A 17,666-nucleotide genomic window follows, 5' to 3' on the forward strand; every position below is an offset into this window, starting at 1 on the left:
AACAAGTTATGCAGGGACAATTTCCGGGGCCCGCATTCATCGGATATTCGAAGAAGTCTTGTGCCCGGCCAAACAATTTATCAGCCTGCTTGCGATATCCGTAAATATGACGGAATTACCCTATTCCCGGCCCCTGCAGTACCGGGGGTGCGGCTGTGCGGCACCCCCGGACCCGCGTGCACAAGCAGGAGATATTACTACTAATCGAGCGCTTCGGGATGGGTTCCGCCCGTCTTCGCAGCGAGGAACCTCAGGTGGTGGACACGGCCGCTGGATTGGGAAAGACTTCCATCCCGGGACGCGCTGAAACAGGCGTTCCGGGTGGGGTGGCTCAGCACAACAAGCACCGAAAGGATGGCCATGACCCAGCCAGCCGCGCTCCGCACCCCCTCCCGCCCCTCTCCTCACCCCACATGGTGGAACCTGACCGTCGATGCCGGTAGTTTCGAACTGGCAGACCGGATCATCGGTGAACTTGTGACCCCCCTCGTTGCGCAGGCGAGGCTTTGCGGAACCAAGCGGTGGTTCTATACCCGACGGATGCAGCCGTCCAATGCGCAGGTCCGGCTTCGGGTACTTGCCCCCGTGGAAACCCTGGATCGGCTTCAGTCCCTGCTGGGGGCACTGCAGGAGCAGTCCGGGGATCCGGTGCGCAGCCTCTCGGTGGAGCATGAATTCAACGAACCGGTGCTGGACCGGACAATCGGCACGGACGCGCTGCTGCCGTCGGTCGAAGCGGACCTGGCCCGCTACGGCGGCGTTGACGGGCTGGCCTTGGCAGAGGAAGTCTTCGAGCTTTCCTCCGATCTCTGCCTCTGGGCAACCGCCCGGTTTGCGAAGGCACAGAACCGATCGGCGCTGGCATCCCTGCTTCTCTTCGATTCGGCCTACGCCATGATGAAGGGACCGCGGGCCTCCACATGGCCGGACCGCCGTCGTGTTTCCTGGGAGTACTACTGGGACAGCCATCTCTATAGCTGCACCGCTTCCGATCCGCGGGCTGCCGGAGTGCAGAAGGCTACCGGTGCGCAGGCCCAGGCCCAGTTGATGCCCGTGCACCGGCTGATGATGGCCACCGCCTCCGAACCCGCCGTCACCAACTGGCGCCGGCGCTGGCTGCGGACCATTGACACCTACCTCTACCGGGCAGACAAGGCCGGAGCCAGCCGCAGCGCCCAGCACCTCACTGTGTACCAGGCGCACGGCCTGTTGAACCGGCTGGGATTCACGCTTCGCCAGGAGGCACTGATCGGGGTCTATGCCAGGACGTGGAGCAGGGAGAAGGAAACCGAATTGGTGGAGGCCACCTAGGCGTGGCGGGCAGCGGTTGCGCGGACGGGTGCGGGGCCGGGCGGCGATAGAATCAGCGTATGAGCCTAACCGCGGACCAGCAGTCCGTTGCAGCTGAATTGCAGCAGCTAATTCTGCAGACTGAGTCGGTGGAGTTCTTCCTTGAGGGGTTCGCCATGCGTGCCGCTGAGCTTTTCAGCAGCGATGCCGAAGTCCTGGCCGGGGTGACCCTGCTTCGGAACAAGCAGGGCACCACCGTGGCCAGCAGCAGCGAGGCGGCGCGGGCGCTGGACGAAATCCAGTACGGCTTCGGAGACGGGCCGTGCATGCGGGCCTCGCGGACAGGGCGGACCGTCGTGGTGGAAGACGTGCGCACCGACCCGCGGTGGCCGGAGTATGCGGACGCCATCCGGGACCGCGGCTTCTATTCCATCCTCGGCGTTCCGCTCATCCTCGGTAACGACGGCGGTGCCGGGCTCAACCTGTATGCCCGGGACGCCGGTCACTTCACGCCGGACATCATCCGGTCAGCCGAAATGTTCGCCGCCGAGGCGGCAGTTACCCTGCAATTGGCCGTCCAGATCGCCCGGCACAGGAGCACCGCCGATCACCTCCGCGCGGCCATGGGAGCCAGGACCACCATCGACGTTGCCGTGGGCATTGTCATGGCGCAGAACAAATGCAGCCAGGAAGCGGCCTTCGAAATCCTGCGCGACGCCTCCAGCAACCGGAACGTGAAACTCCGGGACGTCGCCGAGCGCGTGGTGCAGTCCGTGACCTCGCAGGCTGTGAAAACCCACTTCGTCGACTAGGGCGTGCCTCTGGACGCTGTCCGGTCAGGCCTTGTCCACCAGTGCGGCGACGGCAGCCGCGGCTCCGCTGCGGTGCAGGGTCCCCAGAGCGGATAGGTACGCTTCCGTGAACCGGGCATCGGAGGCCAGATCGCCGAAGAACTGCTGCTGGGAAATGAAGGCCAGCGGATCCTCCCGGTTCCGGGCGGCTACGGCCATTACCTCGTCCCGCCGGTTGTCCACAACCCGTATCGGTTCGCCTGCCTCATCCACGCCCTCGGCGTAACGTGCCCAGGCGGCAATGATCGCAGCGGAACGGGAGACTTCGCCGCCGGCCGCCACGTTCTCGCGGACCACAGGAACCAGCCACTTCGGAATCCGGTCCGAGCTTTCAGCGCACAGGCGGGCGAGGGTGTCCCGGACGTGTTCATTGCCGAAGCGCTGCAGCAGCCGTTTCTTGTATTCGGCCAGATCGATGCCCGGGACGGGGAGCAGGGTGGGCGTGGCTTCTTTATCCATGTAGTCCAGCAGGAACTGTGCCAACTGCGGGTCACGGGCTGCTTCATGCACGTAGCGGTAGCCCTCAAGGTAGCCCAGATAGGCCAGACCCTGGTGGCCGCAGTTCAGCAGGCGCAGTTTCATGTGCTCGTACGGCTCCACATCCGTCGCCATGCTCACACCGGCGTCTTCCCACGGTGGCCTGCCCTGCGGGAAGGCGTCCTCGAGTGCCCACTGCTCGAAGTCCTCGGCCACCACGGGCCACGCGTCCTCGACGCCGAACTCCTCCGACAGCAGCGCGCGGTCGGCATCGGTGGTCGCCGGAGTGATCCGGTCCACCATCGAGGAGGGGAAGGAAACAGCCTCCTGCACCCACTTGCCCAGCTCCGGGTCCCGCAGCCGGGCGAACTCCCCGAAGGCCTTTCGCGCCACTTCGCCGTTGCCCGGGACGTTGTCGCAGGACATCACCGCGAACGGTGCCAGCCCTCGCTCGCGCCTGCGGCGCAGTGCCTCGACCACCAGGCCGAAGACGCTTGAGGGCACCGCACCGGGCTGCAGGTCCGCCGCCACGCCGGCATTTCCGGGATCGAATTCTCCCGTGGTGTCGCTGATGTTGTAGCCGCCCTCGGTAATCGTGAGCGAGACGATGCGCGTGGCCAGGGATGCCATTTTTTCAATGACCGCTTCGGGATTCTCGGGTGCGAAAAGGTACTCGGCAATCGAGCCGATCACGCGGGCTTCCAGGGCCCCGTCGGGGTGCTTCAGGACCAAGGTGTACAGGCAGTCCTGGCTGTCCATCACGGTTTTCATGGCGGCGTCGGAGGACAGTACACCCACTCCGCAAATAGCCCAGTCCAGGGCTTTGCCAGCGTTCATCAGCCGGTCCAGGTACATCGCCTGGTGTGCCCGGTGGAATCCTCCGACACCGAAATGCACGATGCCGGTGCTGAGCCGGGAGCGGTCATAGCCGGGCCGGGCAATGGACTGCGGGAGATGGGGCAGGGACTCGTCACTGAGCTTGGTCATAATGCCGCCTTAGGCCGGGGTGCGGCCAATCTAGCAGATTGGCTCGACCCCTCCCATAGCAGCCTTGGTGCCGCACCCCTACTCGACGGCCTGGGCGTCCAGTTCGATGAAGGCCCAGTCCGGCTCGGCGAGGATGGGGTCCATGACGGGGCCGCCGGCCTCGGCAATCCGGTCCTGGACCTTGGGCGGCAGGCCGTCCTGGCGGAGATTGTGCCTCAACCAGTCCTTGGCCGAACCGTCCAGGTAAGGCCACCAGCGTTCGATTCGGATGGGTTCCACAGCAGCCCCCTTCAGCGTTGCGTAAATCCACGGTGACACCGGCGATGAGGGGGCGCAAGAGGGCAACGAAAGAGCAGCAGGGGAAGCTGCGGTGCTACCGGCAGGTAGCACCGCAGGCCCGTGGAACTAGTCGCGGACGGTGATGGATTCCAGCGCCTCGCGGGCCTCTTCGGCCAGGGATTCGGGGATGGGGGCGCTCTTCGCTGCTTCCGCGGAGGTCTGCTGCCCCTCCTCGCTCACCACGTACTGGCCGAAGGTCCGCACCCGCTCGACGAGGTCGGCGTCGTCATACGAACTGCAGTAGATCTGGTAGGAAACCAGCACCAGCGGGTAGGCCCCCGGCGCCGTGGTCCGCCGGTCCAGCTGGAGCGCAATGTCATGTTCCCCGCGTCCGGGGACGCGCTTGGACTGTTCGACGGCGGTGCTTGCCGCTTCGGCGCTGATCGGCACGAATTCGGTTCCGACGAGCAGGTTGGCGGTGCCCATGGAATCGTCGATCACCGAGTCGTCGGCGTAGGTGACGGCTCCCTCGGTGCGTGTCACCGTGCTGACGACGCCGGAGCTTCCCTGTGCGTTCTCGCCCTGCAGCCCTCCCGGCCAGGTTCCGGACGGTGCATCCGGCCAGGCATCGGGCGCCACTTCGTGCAGGTATTCGGTGAAGTTCTCCGTGGTGCCCGAGTCATCCGCCCGGCTGACGGGAGTGATCCGGGTTTCAGGCAGCTGCACGCCCGGGTTGAGTGCGGCGATGGCCGGATCGTTCCAGGTGTCAATCTCGCCGCGGAACATCCGGGCAATGGTGACGGCATCCAGGTTCAGCGACTCGATGCCGGGGAGGTTGAACGCCACGGCAATCGGGGAAATGTAGGCGGGAATGTCCAGGGCACCCTCCGGCCCGCAGACTGCCTTGGCGTCCTCTATCTCTTCTTCCTGCAGATAGGCGTCGGACCCGGCGAAGTTCACCGCACCGGCCAGCAGCGCGCTGCGCCCTGCACCGGAGCCGTCCGGCGAATACTGGAGCTGGACTTTGGGATGCAGCGTCCCGAAACCGGCGATCCAGGAATCCATTGCAGGGCCCTGGGCACTCGATCCGGCGCCGGACAGCACTCCGGTGAGGTTGGAGGTGCTGTTCTCGGCAGCCTCGCGCTGGGCGTCACCGAGGGGGTAATCGGATCCGCAGGCGGTCAGGGCAAGCGTTGCCAGCACCACCGTGGCCAGGGAACGGGCGGGGCGGATCGGGCGCAAGGGGTGTCCTTCCAAAGAAGCGGATACGGCGTCCAGCGCCGGGGAGGCAGGTACAAAAATGCTGCCCTTTCAAGGCTAGCGGGGAATCGGTCCCGCCTGCCAACCGAAAACCCCTTCCCCCTTGAGGATCGCCGGGGTCTGCTGTCAGCATTGACGGCACTGCGGAGAACACTGCTGGGGCGCGACTGCGCCGGCAGCCCCCGCATCCGCAAGGAGTGCCCGTGCTGATTGCCGCCGCAATTTTTGCCGTAGTAGCCGCCGCCGTGGCGTTCTACTTCTTTATGCTCGAATCCCTGCGCTGGGCCGAGCCGGAAACCGCGGCGATCTTTCAGCTGCGGGGAACCAATGCCGCGGCCACCGCACAACTGGCCTACAACCTGGGGTTCTACAACCTGTTCCTGGCGGTGGGCGCAGGACTGGGTGTGGTCCTGCTTGTCGCCGGTAATGCCGTGGCCGGGCTGACGCTGATGACCTTCACCACTGCGTGCATGCTGCTCGCTGCGGTGGTCCTGGTGCTCAGCGACAGGAGAATGGGCAGGCTGTCCCTGGTGCAGGGCGGTCCGGCGGCGTTGTCCCTCGTCTTTGCGCTGCTCGGGACCTGACGGGCCGCGGGCGGAAGCTACCGCGCAGCGGGGGCCGGCACCGCGTAGGCTGCCCGGGTCCACAGGTGGAACAGGGCGTAGGAGCGCCACGGGCGCCAGGGCTGCGAAAGCAGGGCTGCCTCCCGCCCGCTCCCCACCCCGAGAGCGCGTTTCAACACCAAGTCATCGGCCGGGTAGGCATCCCGGTCCCCCAGCACCCGTACAGCCAGGTAGTCCGCTGTCCACGGTCCGATTCCGGGCAGGGCCAGCAGGCCGGTGCGCACGGCCGCCGGCTCCGCTCCCGGGCGCAGCGGCAGGCCACCGGCCACGGCTTCGGCCAGCGCAGAAAGAGTTCGGGCACGGGCATGGGTGATCCGGACCGCGGATTGGATCTCGGCGGCCGGCACTGCTGCCAGCCGCTCCGCCGTCGGAAAAGCGGACAACCCGTTCGGCCCGGGCTCCCCGAACGCCGCAACCAGCCGGGAGCCGAAGGTCCGGGCGGCCGCGAGGGATACCTGCTGCCCGAGGACAGTCTGGACGCCGGTTTCAAAGCCGTCCGTGGAGCCGGGCACCCGCAGGCCGGGGTGCCTGTTCACCAGGGGTTCCAGCAGCTCGAATCGGGAGAGGAACGGGTCCACTACGCCCGGATCAGCATCCAGGTCCAGCCAGGTCCGGACCGTTGATATGAGGGCGGCTTCCTCCGCCGCGGGCAGCGCGGGCAGGTCGAGGACTACTCCGGCGTCCGCCAGGGACACTGCCACGGCGACGGGGGACGAAGCTCCCTCCAGCAACCGCTCGACCGTAGCGCCGTCGTCCGTCCGGGTAACCCGCTCCAGGCCGGGCACGGCGTGCGCCTGCAGGGCACCGGCGAGCGGTTCCCAGGCGAAGGGGCCGCGGTGCCGGAGTGGACGCCGCTGCCTGCCTGCCAGGGCCGCCCCCTCGGTCATGACAGTCCGGTCATGCGCAGCGTGATGTTGATCCGCCCCGCGGGCAGGCCGGATGCCGGGTCCGCCGTGCCTGCCAGGGTCCGCGGAACACCGTGGTAGGCGAACCGGGAGGGACCGCCGAAGACAAACAGGTCTCCGGATTCCAGCTCCAAGTCGGTGTAGGGCCGGGTCCGCGTCTCGGTGTTCCCGAACCGGAAAACGCAGGTGTCCCCGATGCTGATGGATACCACCGGTGCGCTGGATTTCTCGTCCTTGTCCTGGTGCATGCCCATGTGGGCGCCCTCGGCGTAGTAGTTGATCAGCGCCGTATCGGGGGTGTAGTTCTCCGGCCGGAAATCGTCCCGGGCGTACCCGCCGTCGGGCTGCCGATAGGCCTCGCGTAGGGCGTCGCGGCCCAGCTCGACCAGCCAGTCCGGCAGCTCGGCAACGCGGCCGCCCCCGACGTCGTCGGCCGTCCGCGTGTACTTGTAGGGCTGCCAGTGCCAGCCCAGGCATACGGTCTGCACGGACATGGTGTGCCCGCCGGGGAGGACGGCCGCGCGCATGGGAACGGGCCCGATGGCCCACTGCCGGCAGGCCTGGACAATGCGCTGCTGTTTCTCCGGCGGCAGCCAACCCGGCACATGGACGGCGCCGACGGCGGGTTCGGATCGTTCGCGGGGAAAGAGGGAGTTGCTCATGCGGCGGCTTCCAGGTCGAGGAGGATCTTCTTGGCGGCGGGACCGCCGCGGTAGCCGCCGGTAGTCCCGTCGGAGCGCAGGACCCGGTGGCAGGGGATGACCAGGGGCAGCGGATTGCGGCCGCAGGCGGTGCCCACAGCCCGGACGGCACCGGGGTTTCCGGTTAGTGCGGCTATGCCCGCATACGTGGAGGTGTGCCCGTAACCGATCTGCTGCAGCGCCTGGACCACGGTCCGCCGGTATCCGGCGGTGAGCCGCAGGTCCAGGTCCAGGTCGAAGCTGCGCCGGGTCCCTTCGAAGTACTCGCGGAGTTGGGCGGCGGGACGGGCCAGGCGCTCCGGAGCCTCGAGGATCCGCGGGCTGATCCGGGTGCTGAGGTCCTGCAGCACGGTATCCACCCCTTCGCATTCGAACGCGACCCGGACCAGGCCGGCGTCGGTGGCGGCAAGGATGAGCCGGCCCACGGGACTGTCGATGACGGTGTAGGCAACGTCCAGCAGCCCGGCTAACCCGGCTCCTGCGGCCAGGCGGGAATGCAGGGCGGCAAGGACCGCGCCCTCGCGGGGGTCGGGGTCCAGGAGCCCGGCACTGGAGGGGCCGGCGTCGGTGGTCTCAAAGGATGCCATGGCGGTCCTCCTCATACAGGGTTCGTAGTTTCTTGATCCCGTCTGCCGCGGAGCGGCGGCAGGCGGCTTCGCTGCCGCCGAGCAGCCGGGCCACTTCGGCATACGGGAGCCCGGCGAGGTGATGGTACGCGAGCGCCTCGCGCTGGCGGACCGGCAGGGTTTTCAGGGCCGACCACAGTCCGTCGGTGTCCACCTGCGGTGCCCTCACCGGTTCGGGGACTTCGTCCACCGGAACCGGGTTTCGGGCGGCGGAACGGTGCTGGTCCACGGCCTTCCGCTTGGCTATGGTCACCAACCAGGCCTGGACGTTGGCGCCCTCGGGCAGGTCCGGGTAGGCGCCCAGGGCGGCGAGGAACGTTTCGGACCACGCATCTTCGGCCTGGTCCGGGCCCACGACGGCACGGCAGACGCGCAGCACGGACGGGCCGTGTTCGCGGACAATCTGCTCAAAGGGTTTCACTTCCACATACGGTAGACGTTTTCCGCGCTCCGTTTGTGAGCCGCCGGGTCAAGAAAGTTTCCCGCGTCCGACGGCGGTGGCTAGACTTCCCTCTACGTCGCAGATCAAAGGAGATCACCCCATGCACAACCTCGCCGGCATTCTGACCGACACGGTGGCGCGCTTTCCGGAGCGGACAGCCCTGAAGCTAGATGAAACCGTAGTCTCCTACGCCGCCCTCGACGCCATGAGCGCCAAGGTTGCCGGTTTCCTCGCCAGCCGGGGCGTGGAGCCCGGAGACCGCGTTGCGCTGGTGATGCCGAACATCCCGCAGATGGCGTTCCTGTACTTCGGCGCCCTGCGCCACGGCGCCGTCGTCGTTCCCATGAACCCGCTGCTGAAGGCCCGCGAGGTGGCCTACCACCTGCAGGACTCGGGTGCCCGGATTGCCTTCGCGTGGGAAGGCGTGGCCGGGGAAGTCTCTGCCGGGGCGGAAGAGGCCGGCGGAGTGGAGGTGGTTTCCGTGGATTCGGCCGCATTCCTGCAGTTGCTGGCCGGTGCGGACAGCCGCACCGAAGTGGCTGAAGTGGATGACCAGGACACCGCGGTGATCCTTTACACCTCCGGAACCACGGGACGGCCCAAGGGCGCAGCCCTCACGCACCGGAACCTCCTCACCAACGCCTACGTGGCGCAGTCCCTGCTGAACACGGTGGAGACGGATGTCCACTTCGGCGGCCTGCCCTTCTTCCATGTGTTCGGCCAGACCGCGGCCCTGAACTCGTCCGTCCTGTCCGGCGCGTCCATCAGCCTGCTGCCTCGTTTCGATGCGGGCAAGGCCCTGGAGATCATCGAGCGCGACGGCGTAACCATCTTCGAAGGCGTGCCCACCATGTACGTGGGCATGCTCCGCCACCCGGCGGTCAAGACCACCAACCTGTCATCCCTGCGCGGAGCCATCACCGGCGGTTCCGCCATGCCGCTGGAAATCCTGCACGAGTTCGAGGAGGTTTTCGGCATCGAACTCCTGGAGGGTTACGGCCTCTCGGAGACCTCGCCGATTGTCTCCTTCAATGTTCCCGGCGGCGACCGCCGGCCCGGCTCCATCGGTAAAACCGTGGCGGGGACGGAGGTCCGGATGCTGGACCCGGACGGCAACGACGTTCCGGTCGGCGAGGTCGGGGAGCTGTCCGTCCGCGGCGACGGCGTGATGAAGGGCTACTGGAAGAACGACGACGCCACGGCCGCTGCCATCCCGGACGGCTGGTTCCGGACCGGGGACCTGGCCCGTTTCGACGAGGACGGGAACATCTACATAGTGGACCGGAAGAAGGACATCATTCTGCGCGGCGGCTACAACGTCTACCCGCGTGAGGTCGAAGAGGTCCTTTACGAGCACCCGGCCGTGGCCGAAGCAGCGGTCATCGGCATCCCCGATTCGCTGCACGGCGAGGAAATCGTGGCGGTGGTCGGACTTCGTGAAGAAGCAATGCCCGCTGACGACGCAGCACGGGACGAGCTGATCGCAGACATCCAGCAGTTCACCAAGGACCGGCTGGCCGCGTACAAGTATCCGCGCCGGATCGAGCTGACCGACGCGCTGCCCAAGGGGCCCACGGGCAAGATCCTGAAGCGGGAAATCAAGGTTTCCGCTCCCCTGGCGGCTGAGGCGCCCGGGGTGTAGCGGCCCGGGGCCTGGGGCCTTTAGGCCCCTACGGGGCCTGGAACGGCGGCAACGAAATTCTCCGCTCGCAGAGCTCGCGAGAATATTAAAGCCGCCTTCCTCCAGGCCCCTCCGGTGCCCGCGGAAGGGCCAGCAAGTGCCAGTCTCCAGTTTGCGGCCCGCAGGCGTTGCGGGAATTGAAGGGTTAAGCGGCGGCTAGGCGTAGGGCTCGACGTCGGCCGCTGCCTCCCCCGGCAGCCCGGCCGATTCGTCGGAACGGACCAGCACAACACCGGCAACAATCAGGCACCCGCCTGCCAGCTGGACGGGGCGTGGCAGCTCCGAAAGCAGCAGCCACGCCCACAGGACCGCGAACAGCACCTCGGTCAGGGACACGAACGAAGCCACCCGCGAGCCGAGGGAGCGGGCCGCAATAATCCCGGTGACGTACGCCAGCACCGTGGAAAACAGCACCAGGCCGATCAGCGGGACCCACCATGCGGTCCGCCAGCCGGCCAGGTCCACATCCGTGGTGCTGAAATCCAGGGAAAGGACGCCGGTGAGGCCCAACGCGGCCATGGTGGCACCGCCCACGAACATCCCGCCCGTGGCCAGCACCAATGGCGGAAGGGAATCGTTCTGCTTGGCGGTGATGAAGAAATAGCTCGCCAGGCAGACCGCGGCGGCGAGTCCCCACAGCACTCCCACCGGGTCAATCCGCGTGCTCCCGCCCAGGTCCAGGACCAGGACCAGCCCCGCCACGGCGGCCACCGTACCAAGGACCGTGCGGATGCCGGGGCGGCGTCGCGTGGCGACCCAGATCCAAAGCACCATCAGTACCGGGGCAAGGAACTCCAGGAGCAGGGCAACGCCCACGGACAGGCGCTCCACCGCGTTGAAATAGAAGAACTGGCAACCGGCCACCCCGATGAACCCGAACAGTACGATGGTGCGCCAGTTGCTCCGCACCTGGCTCCAGCGTCCGCGCAGGACGAGAGCTGTGGGAACCGCGAGGACGAGTGCTGCTCCGAGCATCCGGACAGCAACGGCGCCGGTGGGGCTCCAACCGGTTTCCAGCAGCGCCTTCGCAAAGGATCCGGACAATCCAAACACCGCCGACGATGCCAGCGCCACGAGAATCCCGGCCGCTCCCGGCCGCAGTGCCGTTTGGCTGCCTTTTGTCCGCGCCCGTGCCATGAATCTCCCTGCGGTTTAGGACAGCCCGGGACTGAGGGTCCGGGATTACGACGGCGACGCTACCCGGCCCGGGGAGCGCTTTCAATATGCTCTTTGTCCGGATAATCTGCATCCTTGCTATCTGAGGAGAGGCACGCTATTCTCGCCCTTACCTGCGGCATGGGTCTCTATCCGGTGCAGGTACCACTTATTGATGGCGCACATTACTGTGCGTACTTCAAATACTTGTTCAGCAGTTTCAGTCTCGTTTCCTCCGCATTCTCCATTTGCCGCCTTACCAGCATGGAAACGTCGGAGGTTGACGGTTTTATGGGGGAAAATTTCATGCAGGAAAATTCACGCAACATTTCGGCACGGGTCGGCGCCGTCAGCGCCGTAGCCCTTTTGGCAGTCAGCGGCGCATTCATTGCCAGCCCCGCGATGGCCGGAGAGCTGGACCCGTCGGCACCCGCCTCGCCGCCGGCCACTACGCCGCCGACGACGCCGCCGCCCACCGAGGAACCGACCACGCCGCCGACGACGCCGCCGGCCACCCAGGAACCCACCGCACCGGCCACGCCGCCGGCCACCCAGGAACCGACCGCACCGGCCACCGAGGCACCCACCGCACCCGCAGTTCTGGCGCCGCCCACGACCAATCTGGCCGATGGTGATGTCATTAAGACGAGCCACCTCATCAAGGGAACAGCTCCGGGGGCAACCTCCGTGGAATTGTCCATCAATGGAGCAAAGCCGGACACCATTGCTGTAGCGGCAGACGGCACGTGGAGTATTCTCGCGCCCACCTTCACGGCGGAAGGGGGGGCTACGCTGACCCTTACGATAGTTGCCATCAACGGCGACACCCGGTCAGAACCCACCACTGTCGTTGTGACCCTTGAAGATGCACCACTGCCGGCACCCGGAGTCACCACCCCGACCCGCGTCGTGGACTCCCTGAAGGTTCTCACCGGCAACGGCGTGCCGGGAGCCACCGTCACGATCACGATCGCCGGGGACGTAGCAGCACCGATTACCGGAGTTGTCACGGTTGGCGAGAACGGTATCTGGGAGCTGGCCCTCGAGACGCCGCTGGGCTACGGAGGGTATGACCTGACCCTCGTGCAGTCGCAGGAGGGCAAGGAAAGCTCCGAGACAATCACCGACTTCATCGATGTGGTCCCCGCCGCTCCGGTGGTCACCACCCCGGGCGAGGGTGCCGAAGTCCCCGTCAACAAGCTGCCGGCAGCAATCACCGGCACCGCGGTGCCCGGTGCGGACGTCGAGCTCGTGGTCGACTTCGACCTCGACGGTGAGGCCGATGTGGATGAACTCGCGATCCAGGCAACTGTCGCCGATGCCAGTGGCAACTGGTCCGTCCCGCTGACTCCTTTGGCTGAGGGTGCCCACAACATTGTTGCCATCCAGGCCGTCGGGGATGCAATCTCCGATTTCTCCGACACCAGCTTCACCGTTACGGCTGCAGTTGTTGCTCCGCCCGTCACCGTCAATCCCGTTCCGGCCGGAAACCCGGGAGCCGGCGGACTGCCCGACACCGGTGCGGCGAACCTGGGCCTGCTGGCCGGAGGCGGAGCAGCCCTGCTCACCGCCGGTGGTGCAGCCCTGCTGTTCAACCGGCGCCGCAACGCGGCTTCCGAGTCCTAGGAATTCCTAAGCAATAGACGAGGCGGGCCCCGGCGAATAGCCGGGGCCCGCTTCGCGTTTATGCCCTTTTTCGCGAACGCGGTGGCGTTAGGCCCGGCATGCAAAGCGCCCATGCACAAGCCTTGCCATACCGGGCGGTGGCCGCTATTCTTTCGCGTGTCTGTGATCTCGGTTACCCGGTGCTTTAATTCCGGCCGGTTGAATTCATTGGCAGGATAACGGCCTTTCAGGGAATCGGCCGGGATCGGTACAAATTCAGTAGTGTCAGTCTCATTACCTCCGCAATCTCCAGGTGCCGTACGTGCGCCTGCACGGAAACGCCGGTGGTCGATGTTTTATGGGGGAAAAATTTCATGCAGGAAAGTTCACGCCCGCTCTACGCACGGGTAGGCGCCCTTAGCGCCGCTGCCCTTCTGGCGGTGAGCGGCGCATTCATCGCCGGCCCGGCCATGGCTGATACCGGGGACACCCCGCAGCCGACCACGACCGAAACACCCGCCGCTGCAATGCAGGGCACCGGAGAACTGGCTCCCGGTCTCGAGGAGGCCCTCCAGCGCGACCTCGGCATGACCGTCGACGAATTCGTGGCTGCAGGCGACCTCGGCAAGAAGGCCTCGGACAACCTCGAGCGGCTCAAGGCCACTGCGGGCTTCGTCGGCATTGAGGTCCTCGACGGCAGCCTGGTTATCACCGGCAGCGGCGAAGAACTCCAGGCACTCGCTACCGAACTCGACGCCACAGTCGTTAAGCCTGAGGCCCCGGTTGTGGAGGCTCCCAGCGCAGAACCGGCCCCCGCGGCGTCCCCCGCAGTCCAGCCCGCCGAAACCGAAGCAGCCGAGGACAAAGCTCCGGCTGATGTAAAGGCAAAGCGGGCATCGGATCTCCGGAGCCTCCTGTCCGAATACGCCGCAGCAACGGGCAGTGCGGACAAGCTGCAGTCGGTCAGCGGCAACATTGAGCAGGGGTTTGAACTCAAGGTGGGCGATCCCGCAGAAGCGCTGGGTTCCCAGAGGGCCCGCGGCACGACTGCACCTATGACGCCGCAGCAGTTCGACGAGCTGTACTCAAACGTCACGGTCACCTACGACCACGGGACCACGTTGAAGTTTGAAGACATTCCGAATGGTTCGGGCTACCTCTTCGCGACCGCCGAAGGTGCCTTTGCCTGCTCCATCGGTTTCGCCGGGTTCAACGCCGACGGCGAGGCTGCCGCCATCACCGCCGGGCACTGCCCGGACGGAGCATTCCCCGAGACCACTCTCGAACATCATGACTACGACCTGGGCCTCTTCAGCGCCACCTATGAATTCGGCGGCACCGAGACCGATCCCGGTACCGATATCGGCGTCATCGACGACATCAACCCCGAGCTGACCCTGCTGCCGGAGACCCTGCAGTGGGAGAACGTTGATGATCTTTCCGCCACCACAGTGAAGGTCACCGGAACCACCTCACCCGTCGTGGGCGCACCGATCTGCAAGTCCGGCCGGACAACCTTCTGGACCTGCGGCACCATCCTGCAGAGTGATCATCTTGTCAACGTTGAGGGCTCCTGGGTTGAAGGGTTTGAAGCCCAGCTCCAGGCTGCGCAGGGCGACTCCGGCGGATCCATGATCTCCGGCAACCTGGCCGTAGGCCTCATCAGCGCGGGCGTACCCGGCTCCGGCAAGGTCACGGGCGCCGACCTCGACCGTGCCATGCCCGTGCTCTCCGGCTACACCCTCGCCATCCACCTGGACGCACCCGCGCTGACCAGCCCGGCGAACAACGGCACCGTTGACACCGACGCGGTCATCACCGGCACCGCAACGGGCGCCAAGACCGTGGACCTGACCGTCGACGGCGTCGACTCGACGGTAGAGGTCGCCGCGGACGGCACCTGGTCCTTCAAGGCACCGACCCTGGTGCCGGCCGACGAAAAGCTCACCATCACTGCGCAGGCCGTCAACGGATACAGCAAGTCCACCGTCAGCAACTTCGAACTGACGGTCAAGGAAGCTCCCCTGCCGGCCCCGGTCTTCACGACCCCCGCCACGGTGCTGCATTCCATCGAGACCGTTGAAGGCACCGGCGTAGCCGGCGCCACCGTGTCCCTGACTGTGCCGGGCGACGCCGAGGAAGAGGAAGTAGCAGCCGCTGCAGTTCTCGATACCGAGGTCGACGACGAAGGCAACTGGGCGGTAACCCTCGAGGAACCGCTGACGTACGGCGTCTACAAGCTGTCCGCAGTCCAGGGCGGCATTGCCGGCAAGGAAGACTCGGCGGCAGCGACGCTGAACCTTACGGTCGCACCCGACGCTCCGGTGATCACCTCCCCAACTGACGGCCAGGAGTTCGTTGAAGGTTCACTCCCCAACGAAATCACCGGTACCGGCACCGCCGGCGTCGAGGTGACCGTTGCGGTCGATGACGAGGCCCTCGAGGCCGTAGTCGTGGACGAAGACGGCAACTGGTCTGTTCCGATGGGCGATTTGACCGCGGGCGACTACGCAATCACGGCCGTCCAGACCATCAACAGCGCTCCGTCGGCCGACGCCTCCGCGGGCATCACGGTCACCGCAGCTCCGGTTGTGGTGAACCCGGCTCCGGCCGCCAATCCGGGTGGCGGGCTGCCTGACACCGGCGCCGCCAACCTCGGCCTGCTGGCCGGAGGCGGAGCATCCCTGCTCGCCGCCGGTGCTGCAGCGCTGATGTACAACAAGCGCCGCCGGGTTTCTGTGGACGCCTAACAGCACCAGCGGTACACACTGAAGCGGGTCCCTGCCAACGGCCGGGACCCGCTTTGACTTAAGCTACTGTCACGCACCAGGAGGAATCATGATCCGAAACCGGACGCCGCCGTCGCTCCACCTGCTTTCAGCCCGATCCCTGGCCGGGGTCGCCCTGGCGACCGTGATCGCCGCAGGCGCGGTTACCGGCTGCGCGCCGCTATCCGCAGACGAAGGCCCGGGCGCCCCGCCGGATTCACCATCCGGCACTGCCACGTCACCTACACCAGGATCGGATGCAACCATGACAACGGACGGACCCGCTGCCCAGCTCCTGCTGCTGCACGCGCGCCTCAAGAATGAGCTGGGAGCCGATTACGCGGACGGCTGGATTGACCGCGGCGTTCTCCACGTCGCGGTAACCGGTCCGGAGGCCGAGGCCAAGGTGCGCGACGCCGGTGCAGAGCCGGTCCTCGTGGCGTTCAACGCCGACCAACTGCAGCAGGCCCGCAGCCAAGTGCAGGCCTGGCTCGCGGCCAAGCCCGTTCCGGACCTGGAAGTGCACTCGATCAGCACCAGCGGACGCGCCGGCGCGGTGACTGTCCAGGTCCCAGCGGATCAGGTCGCCGCACTGCAATCGGCAGCCGATGAGCAGGCACCGGCCGGGGAAATATCCATAATTGTGGAGGAATCAGCGGGAATGGCAACCCCTCTGTCCACAAAGTAGGGACAAGCTCCGCAAAACCGGCGGTGAAGCCGCCTGCGGGCCTAGGGTTGTTGGGTCAAGCAGGCGGCACCTCCGTTCTTCCTGTCTGGATGTTCCCATGGAACAAAAGCTGCTCACCCTGCTCAGTCGCCGCACCGCGTGGATTCTCCTCGCCGTCTGTGCGGCGTTCTGGCTGGTTCTGGCCACCGGATTCCTGGAGGCACCGCTCGGCACCCCGCCCACCCTGATGTTCCTGTGGATGTACTGCAGTCTTATGCTTGCCCTGGGAAGCGTGCCGGTGGCTGCGGCCGCCGTCGCCGCGTTGGTCCTGCACCGCTCCGTGGACCGGGCCGGCGCCGCAAACGGAGCCGGTCCCGCCGTGCCGGAGGATGCGGACCGTTCACGGCGCTTATACCTTCTGCTCCACCGAGAGCTCAAGAAGCAGTAACAAAACAGGTGGTCCGGACTATTGATAACCCCTGAGCGCTCTGGTGTCCTGATCAGGCGGTCCAGCAGGGGGCCGGACCTGCTCCTGAAAACCCGTGCTGCTCATGAGCGATTTCTCCGGTGTTCCGTCCTCCCTGCTTCCGTTTGAAAAGGCCCGCCAGGCACGCGGTGACCTGCAGCAGGCGCTGCACAACGAACTTGTCCTCCGGTACCGGGAAATCGCCGAAACGGCTGCCGCCGCCTACGCGGGGAGAGGGCGCGAGCTGGCGGACCTGCGCCAGGTCGCCTACATGGGCCTGATCAAGGCGGTGCGCCGCTTTGACCCTGCCGTCGGCCCGCACTTTCCCGCCTTCGCGGTTCCCACCATTCATGGCGAGCTCAAGCGCTATCTTCGGGATCACTCCTGGGTTGTCCGGCCGCCGAGGCAGCTCCAGGACCTGCGGACCGCCATCGCCAGGCTGCAACCGGAACTCCTGCAGACACTGGGGCGGGAAGCGTCACTCCGTGAATTGTCCGAGGCATTGGGAGTTCCCACGAAAGCCGTTTCGGAAGCACTGAACTGCCAGAGCAGCCTTCGCCCGGAATCCCTCGAAGCCTTGGCGGACACCACCGGCGCCGAACAATGGGCCGTAGCCGATGGCCGGCTGGAGCGGGCCGAGAACCTTGCCATGCTGCGCCGCGCCGTGCGGGACCTGACGGACCAGGACAAGGAGCTGCTGTTCCTGCGGTATTTCCACGAGGAATCCCAGCAGGCCATCGGAGAGCGGCTGGGCCTGACCCAGATGCAGGTCTCCCGCGGACTGGCGAGGATCCTGGTGCGGCTGCAGCATGACCTGCTGGATGCGCCCAAGCCACTCAGCCAAGCAGCGACGCCCGCGGCCAGGGGCAGCGCAACCGCCTGA

The 17,666-nt window shown here is 66.4% G+C and carries 17 protein-coding genes; 9 read left to right on the plus strand and 8 right to left on the minus strand.

What is annotated here, in order from left to right:
* Positions 1-360 precede the first annotated feature (360 nt).
* Both NNX35_RS05075 and NNX35_RS05080 read left to right on the plus strand, forming a co-directional pair.
* Positions 361-1,311: a lantibiotic dehydratase C-terminal domain-containing protein gene (locus NNX35_RS05075; protein WP_255862273.1), complete on the plus strand. Its 951-nt coding sequence runs from the start codon at positions 361-363 to the stop codon at positions 1,309-1,311.
* Between the two features lie 59 nt (positions 1,312-1,370).
* Positions 1,371-2,102: a GAF and ANTAR domain-containing protein gene (locus NNX35_RS05080; RefSeq protein WP_255862272.1), complete on the plus strand. Its 732-nt coding sequence runs from the start codon at positions 1,371-1,373 to the stop codon at positions 2,100-2,102.
* 24 nt (positions 2,103-2,126) lie between these two features.
* Here NNX35_RS05080 and NNX35_RS05085 read toward each other — a convergent pair whose 3' ends face one another.
* From NNX35_RS05085 to pstS, 3 genes are all read right to left on the minus strand, one after another.
* The gene (locus NNX35_RS05085) at positions 2,127-3,605 is read right to left on the minus strand and encodes a mannitol dehydrogenase family protein (protein WP_255862271.1); all 1,479 of its coding nucleotides are present in this window, start codon (positions 3,603-3,605) and stop codon (positions 2,127-2,129) included.
* A gap of 78 nt (positions 3,606-3,683) precedes the next feature.
* Positions 3,684-3,884 (minus strand): hypothetical protein, encoded by a 201-nt coding sequence (locus NNX35_RS05090; RefSeq protein ID WP_227920152.1) that lies wholly within the window; start codon positions 3,882-3,884, stop codon positions 3,684-3,686.
* A gap of 126 nt (positions 3,885-4,010) precedes the next feature.
* Complete coding sequence (gene pstS, locus NNX35_RS05095; protein WP_255765429.1) at positions 4,011-5,126, minus strand: phosphate ABC transporter substrate-binding protein PstS; 1,116 nt, start codon at positions 5,124-5,126, stop codon at positions 4,011-4,013.
* Between the two features lie 221 nt (positions 5,127-5,347).
* Between pstS and NNX35_RS05100 the strand changes: the two genes are divergently transcribed.
* Positions 5,348-5,728, plus strand: coding sequence for a DUF1304 domain-containing protein (locus NNX35_RS05100; RefSeq protein ID WP_255765430.1), 381 nt, complete (start codon positions 5,348-5,350; stop codon positions 5,726-5,728).
* A 17-nt stretch (positions 5,729-5,745) separates the two neighbouring features.
* On the opposite strand, the gene NNX35_RS05105 is transcribed toward NNX35_RS05100, so the two are convergent.
* From NNX35_RS05105 to NNX35_RS05120, 4 genes are read right to left on the minus strand one after another with little or no spacing between them, the layout of a single operon-like run.
* Positions 5,746-6,654, minus strand: coding sequence for a DNA-3-methyladenine glycosylase (locus tag NNX35_RS05105; RefSeq protein WP_255862270.1), 909 nt, complete (start codon positions 6,652-6,654; stop codon positions 5,746-5,748).
* Positions 6,651-7,334, minus strand: coding sequence for an alpha-ketoglutarate-dependent dioxygenase AlkB (locus NNX35_RS05110; RefSeq protein WP_255765432.1), 684 nt, complete (start codon positions 7,332-7,334; stop codon positions 6,651-6,653). Before NNX35_RS05110 ends, NNX35_RS05105 begins: the two co-directional genes overlap by 4 nt.
* Positions 7,331-7,960: a methylated-DNA--[protein]-cysteine S-methyltransferase gene (locus NNX35_RS05115; RefSeq protein ID WP_255765433.1), complete on the minus strand. Its 630-nt coding sequence runs from the start codon at positions 7,958-7,960 to the stop codon at positions 7,331-7,333. Before NNX35_RS05115 ends, NNX35_RS05110 begins: the two co-directional genes overlap by 4 nt.
* Positions 7,947-8,420, minus strand: coding sequence for an RNA polymerase sigma factor (locus tag NNX35_RS05120; RefSeq protein WP_255765434.1), 474 nt, complete (start codon positions 8,418-8,420; stop codon positions 7,947-7,949). The genes NNX35_RS05115 and NNX35_RS05120 overlap by 14 nt, the downstream gene beginning before the upstream one ends.
* Before the next feature lie 121 nt (positions 8,421-8,541).
* Between NNX35_RS05120 and NNX35_RS05125 the strand changes: the two genes are divergently transcribed.
* Positions 8,542-10,083 (plus strand): long-chain fatty acid--CoA ligase, encoded by a 1,542-nt coding sequence (locus NNX35_RS05125; RefSeq protein ID WP_255765435.1) that lies wholly within the window; start codon positions 8,542-8,544, stop codon positions 10,081-10,083.
* Positions 10,084-10,278: 195 nt separating this feature from the next.
* Here the strand turns inward: NNX35_RS05125 and NNX35_RS05130 are convergent, their stop codons facing one another.
* A complete protein-coding gene (locus NNX35_RS05130) occupies positions 10,279-11,259 on the minus strand; it encodes a DMT family transporter (RefSeq protein ID WP_255862269.1) in 981 nt (326 codons plus the stop codon).
* Positions 11,260-11,583: 324 nt separating this feature from the next.
* Between NNX35_RS05130 and NNX35_RS05135 the strand changes: the two genes are divergently transcribed.
* The 5 genes from NNX35_RS05135 (at position 11,584) to NNX35_RS05155 (ending at position 17,666) form a co-directional block, all read left to right on the plus strand.
* Entirely contained in the window at positions 11,584-12,903 is a 1,320-nt protein-coding gene (locus tag NNX35_RS05135; protein ID WP_255862268.1) for an LPXTG cell wall anchor domain-containing protein, read from the plus strand.
* A gap of 353 nt (positions 12,904-13,256) precedes the next feature.
* On the plus strand, positions 13,257-15,632 hold the full coding sequence (locus NNX35_RS05140) for an LPXTG cell wall anchor domain-containing protein (protein ID WP_255862267.1): 2,376 nt from the start codon (positions 13,257-13,259) through the stop codon (positions 15,630-15,632).
* A 283-nt stretch (positions 15,633-15,915) separates the two neighbouring features.
* Positions 15,916-16,338, plus strand: coding sequence for a hypothetical protein (locus NNX35_RS05145; RefSeq protein ID WP_255862266.1), 423 nt, complete (start codon positions 15,916-15,918; stop codon positions 16,336-16,338).
* Between the two features lie 97 nt (positions 16,339-16,435).
* Positions 16,436-16,765, plus strand: a complete 330-nt coding sequence (locus NNX35_RS05150; protein WP_255765440.1) for a hypothetical protein — start codon at positions 16,436-16,438, stop codon at positions 16,763-16,765.
* Positions 16,766-16,868: 103 nt separating this feature from the next.
* Positions 16,869-17,666: a sigma-70 family RNA polymerase sigma factor gene (locus NNX35_RS05155; RefSeq protein ID WP_255862265.1), complete on the plus strand. Its 798-nt coding sequence runs from the start codon at positions 16,869-16,871 to the stop codon at positions 17,664-17,666.

The sequence above is a fragment of the Arthrobacter sp. zg-Y844 genome (assembly GCF_024385465.1).
Taxonomy (GTDB): Bacteria; Actinomycetota; Actinomycetes; order Actinomycetales; family Micrococcaceae; genus Arthrobacter_B.

Coding starts and splice junctions, on each gene's coding strand:
- NNX35_RS05080 (WP_255862272.1), top strand. CDS start 1,371: ATGAGCCTAACCGCGGACCAGCAGTCCGTTGCAGCTGAATTGCAGCAG.
- NNX35_RS05110 (WP_255765432.1), bottom strand. CDS start 7,334: ATGAGCAACTCCCTCTTTCCCCGCGAACGATCCGAACCCGCCGTCGGC.
- NNX35_RS05075 (WP_255862273.1), top strand. CDS start 361: ATGACCCAGCCAGCCGCGCTCCGCACCCCCTCCCGCCCCTCTCCTCAC.
- NNX35_RS05135 (WP_255862268.1), top strand. CDS start 11,584: ATGCAGGAAAATTCACGCAACATTTCGGCACGGGTCGGCGCCGTCAGC.
- NNX35_RS05130 (WP_255862269.1), bottom strand. CDS start 11,259: ATGGCACGGGCGCGGACAAAAGGCAGCCAAACGGCACTGCGGCCGGGA.
- NNX35_RS05085 (WP_255862271.1), bottom strand. CDS start 3,605: ATGACCAAGCTCAGTGACGAGTCCCTGCCCCATCTCCCGCAGTCCATT.
- NNX35_RS05140 (WP_255862267.1), top strand. CDS start 13,257: ATGCAGGAAAGTTCACGCCCGCTCTACGCACGGGTAGGCGCCCTTAGC.
- NNX35_RS05125 (WP_255765435.1), top strand. CDS start 8,542: ATGCACAACCTCGCCGGCATTCTGACCGACACGGTGGCGCGCTTTCCG.
- NNX35_RS05115 (WP_255765433.1), bottom strand. CDS start 7,960: ATGGCATCCTTTGAGACCACCGACGCCGGCCCCTCCAGTGCCGGGCTC.
- NNX35_RS05105 (WP_255862270.1), bottom strand. CDS start 6,654: ATGACCGAGGGGGCGGCCCTGGCAGGCAGGCAGCGGCGTCCACTCCGG.
- NNX35_RS05145 (WP_255862266.1), top strand. CDS start 15,916: ATGACAACGGACGGACCCGCTGCCCAGCTCCTGCTGCTGCACGCGCGC.
- NNX35_RS05155 (WP_255862265.1), top strand. CDS start 16,869: ATGAGCGATTTCTCCGGTGTTCCGTCCTCCCTGCTTCCGTTTGAAAAG.
- NNX35_RS05150 (WP_255765440.1), top strand. CDS start 16,436: ATGGAACAAAAGCTGCTCACCCTGCTCAGTCGCCGCACCGCGTGGATT.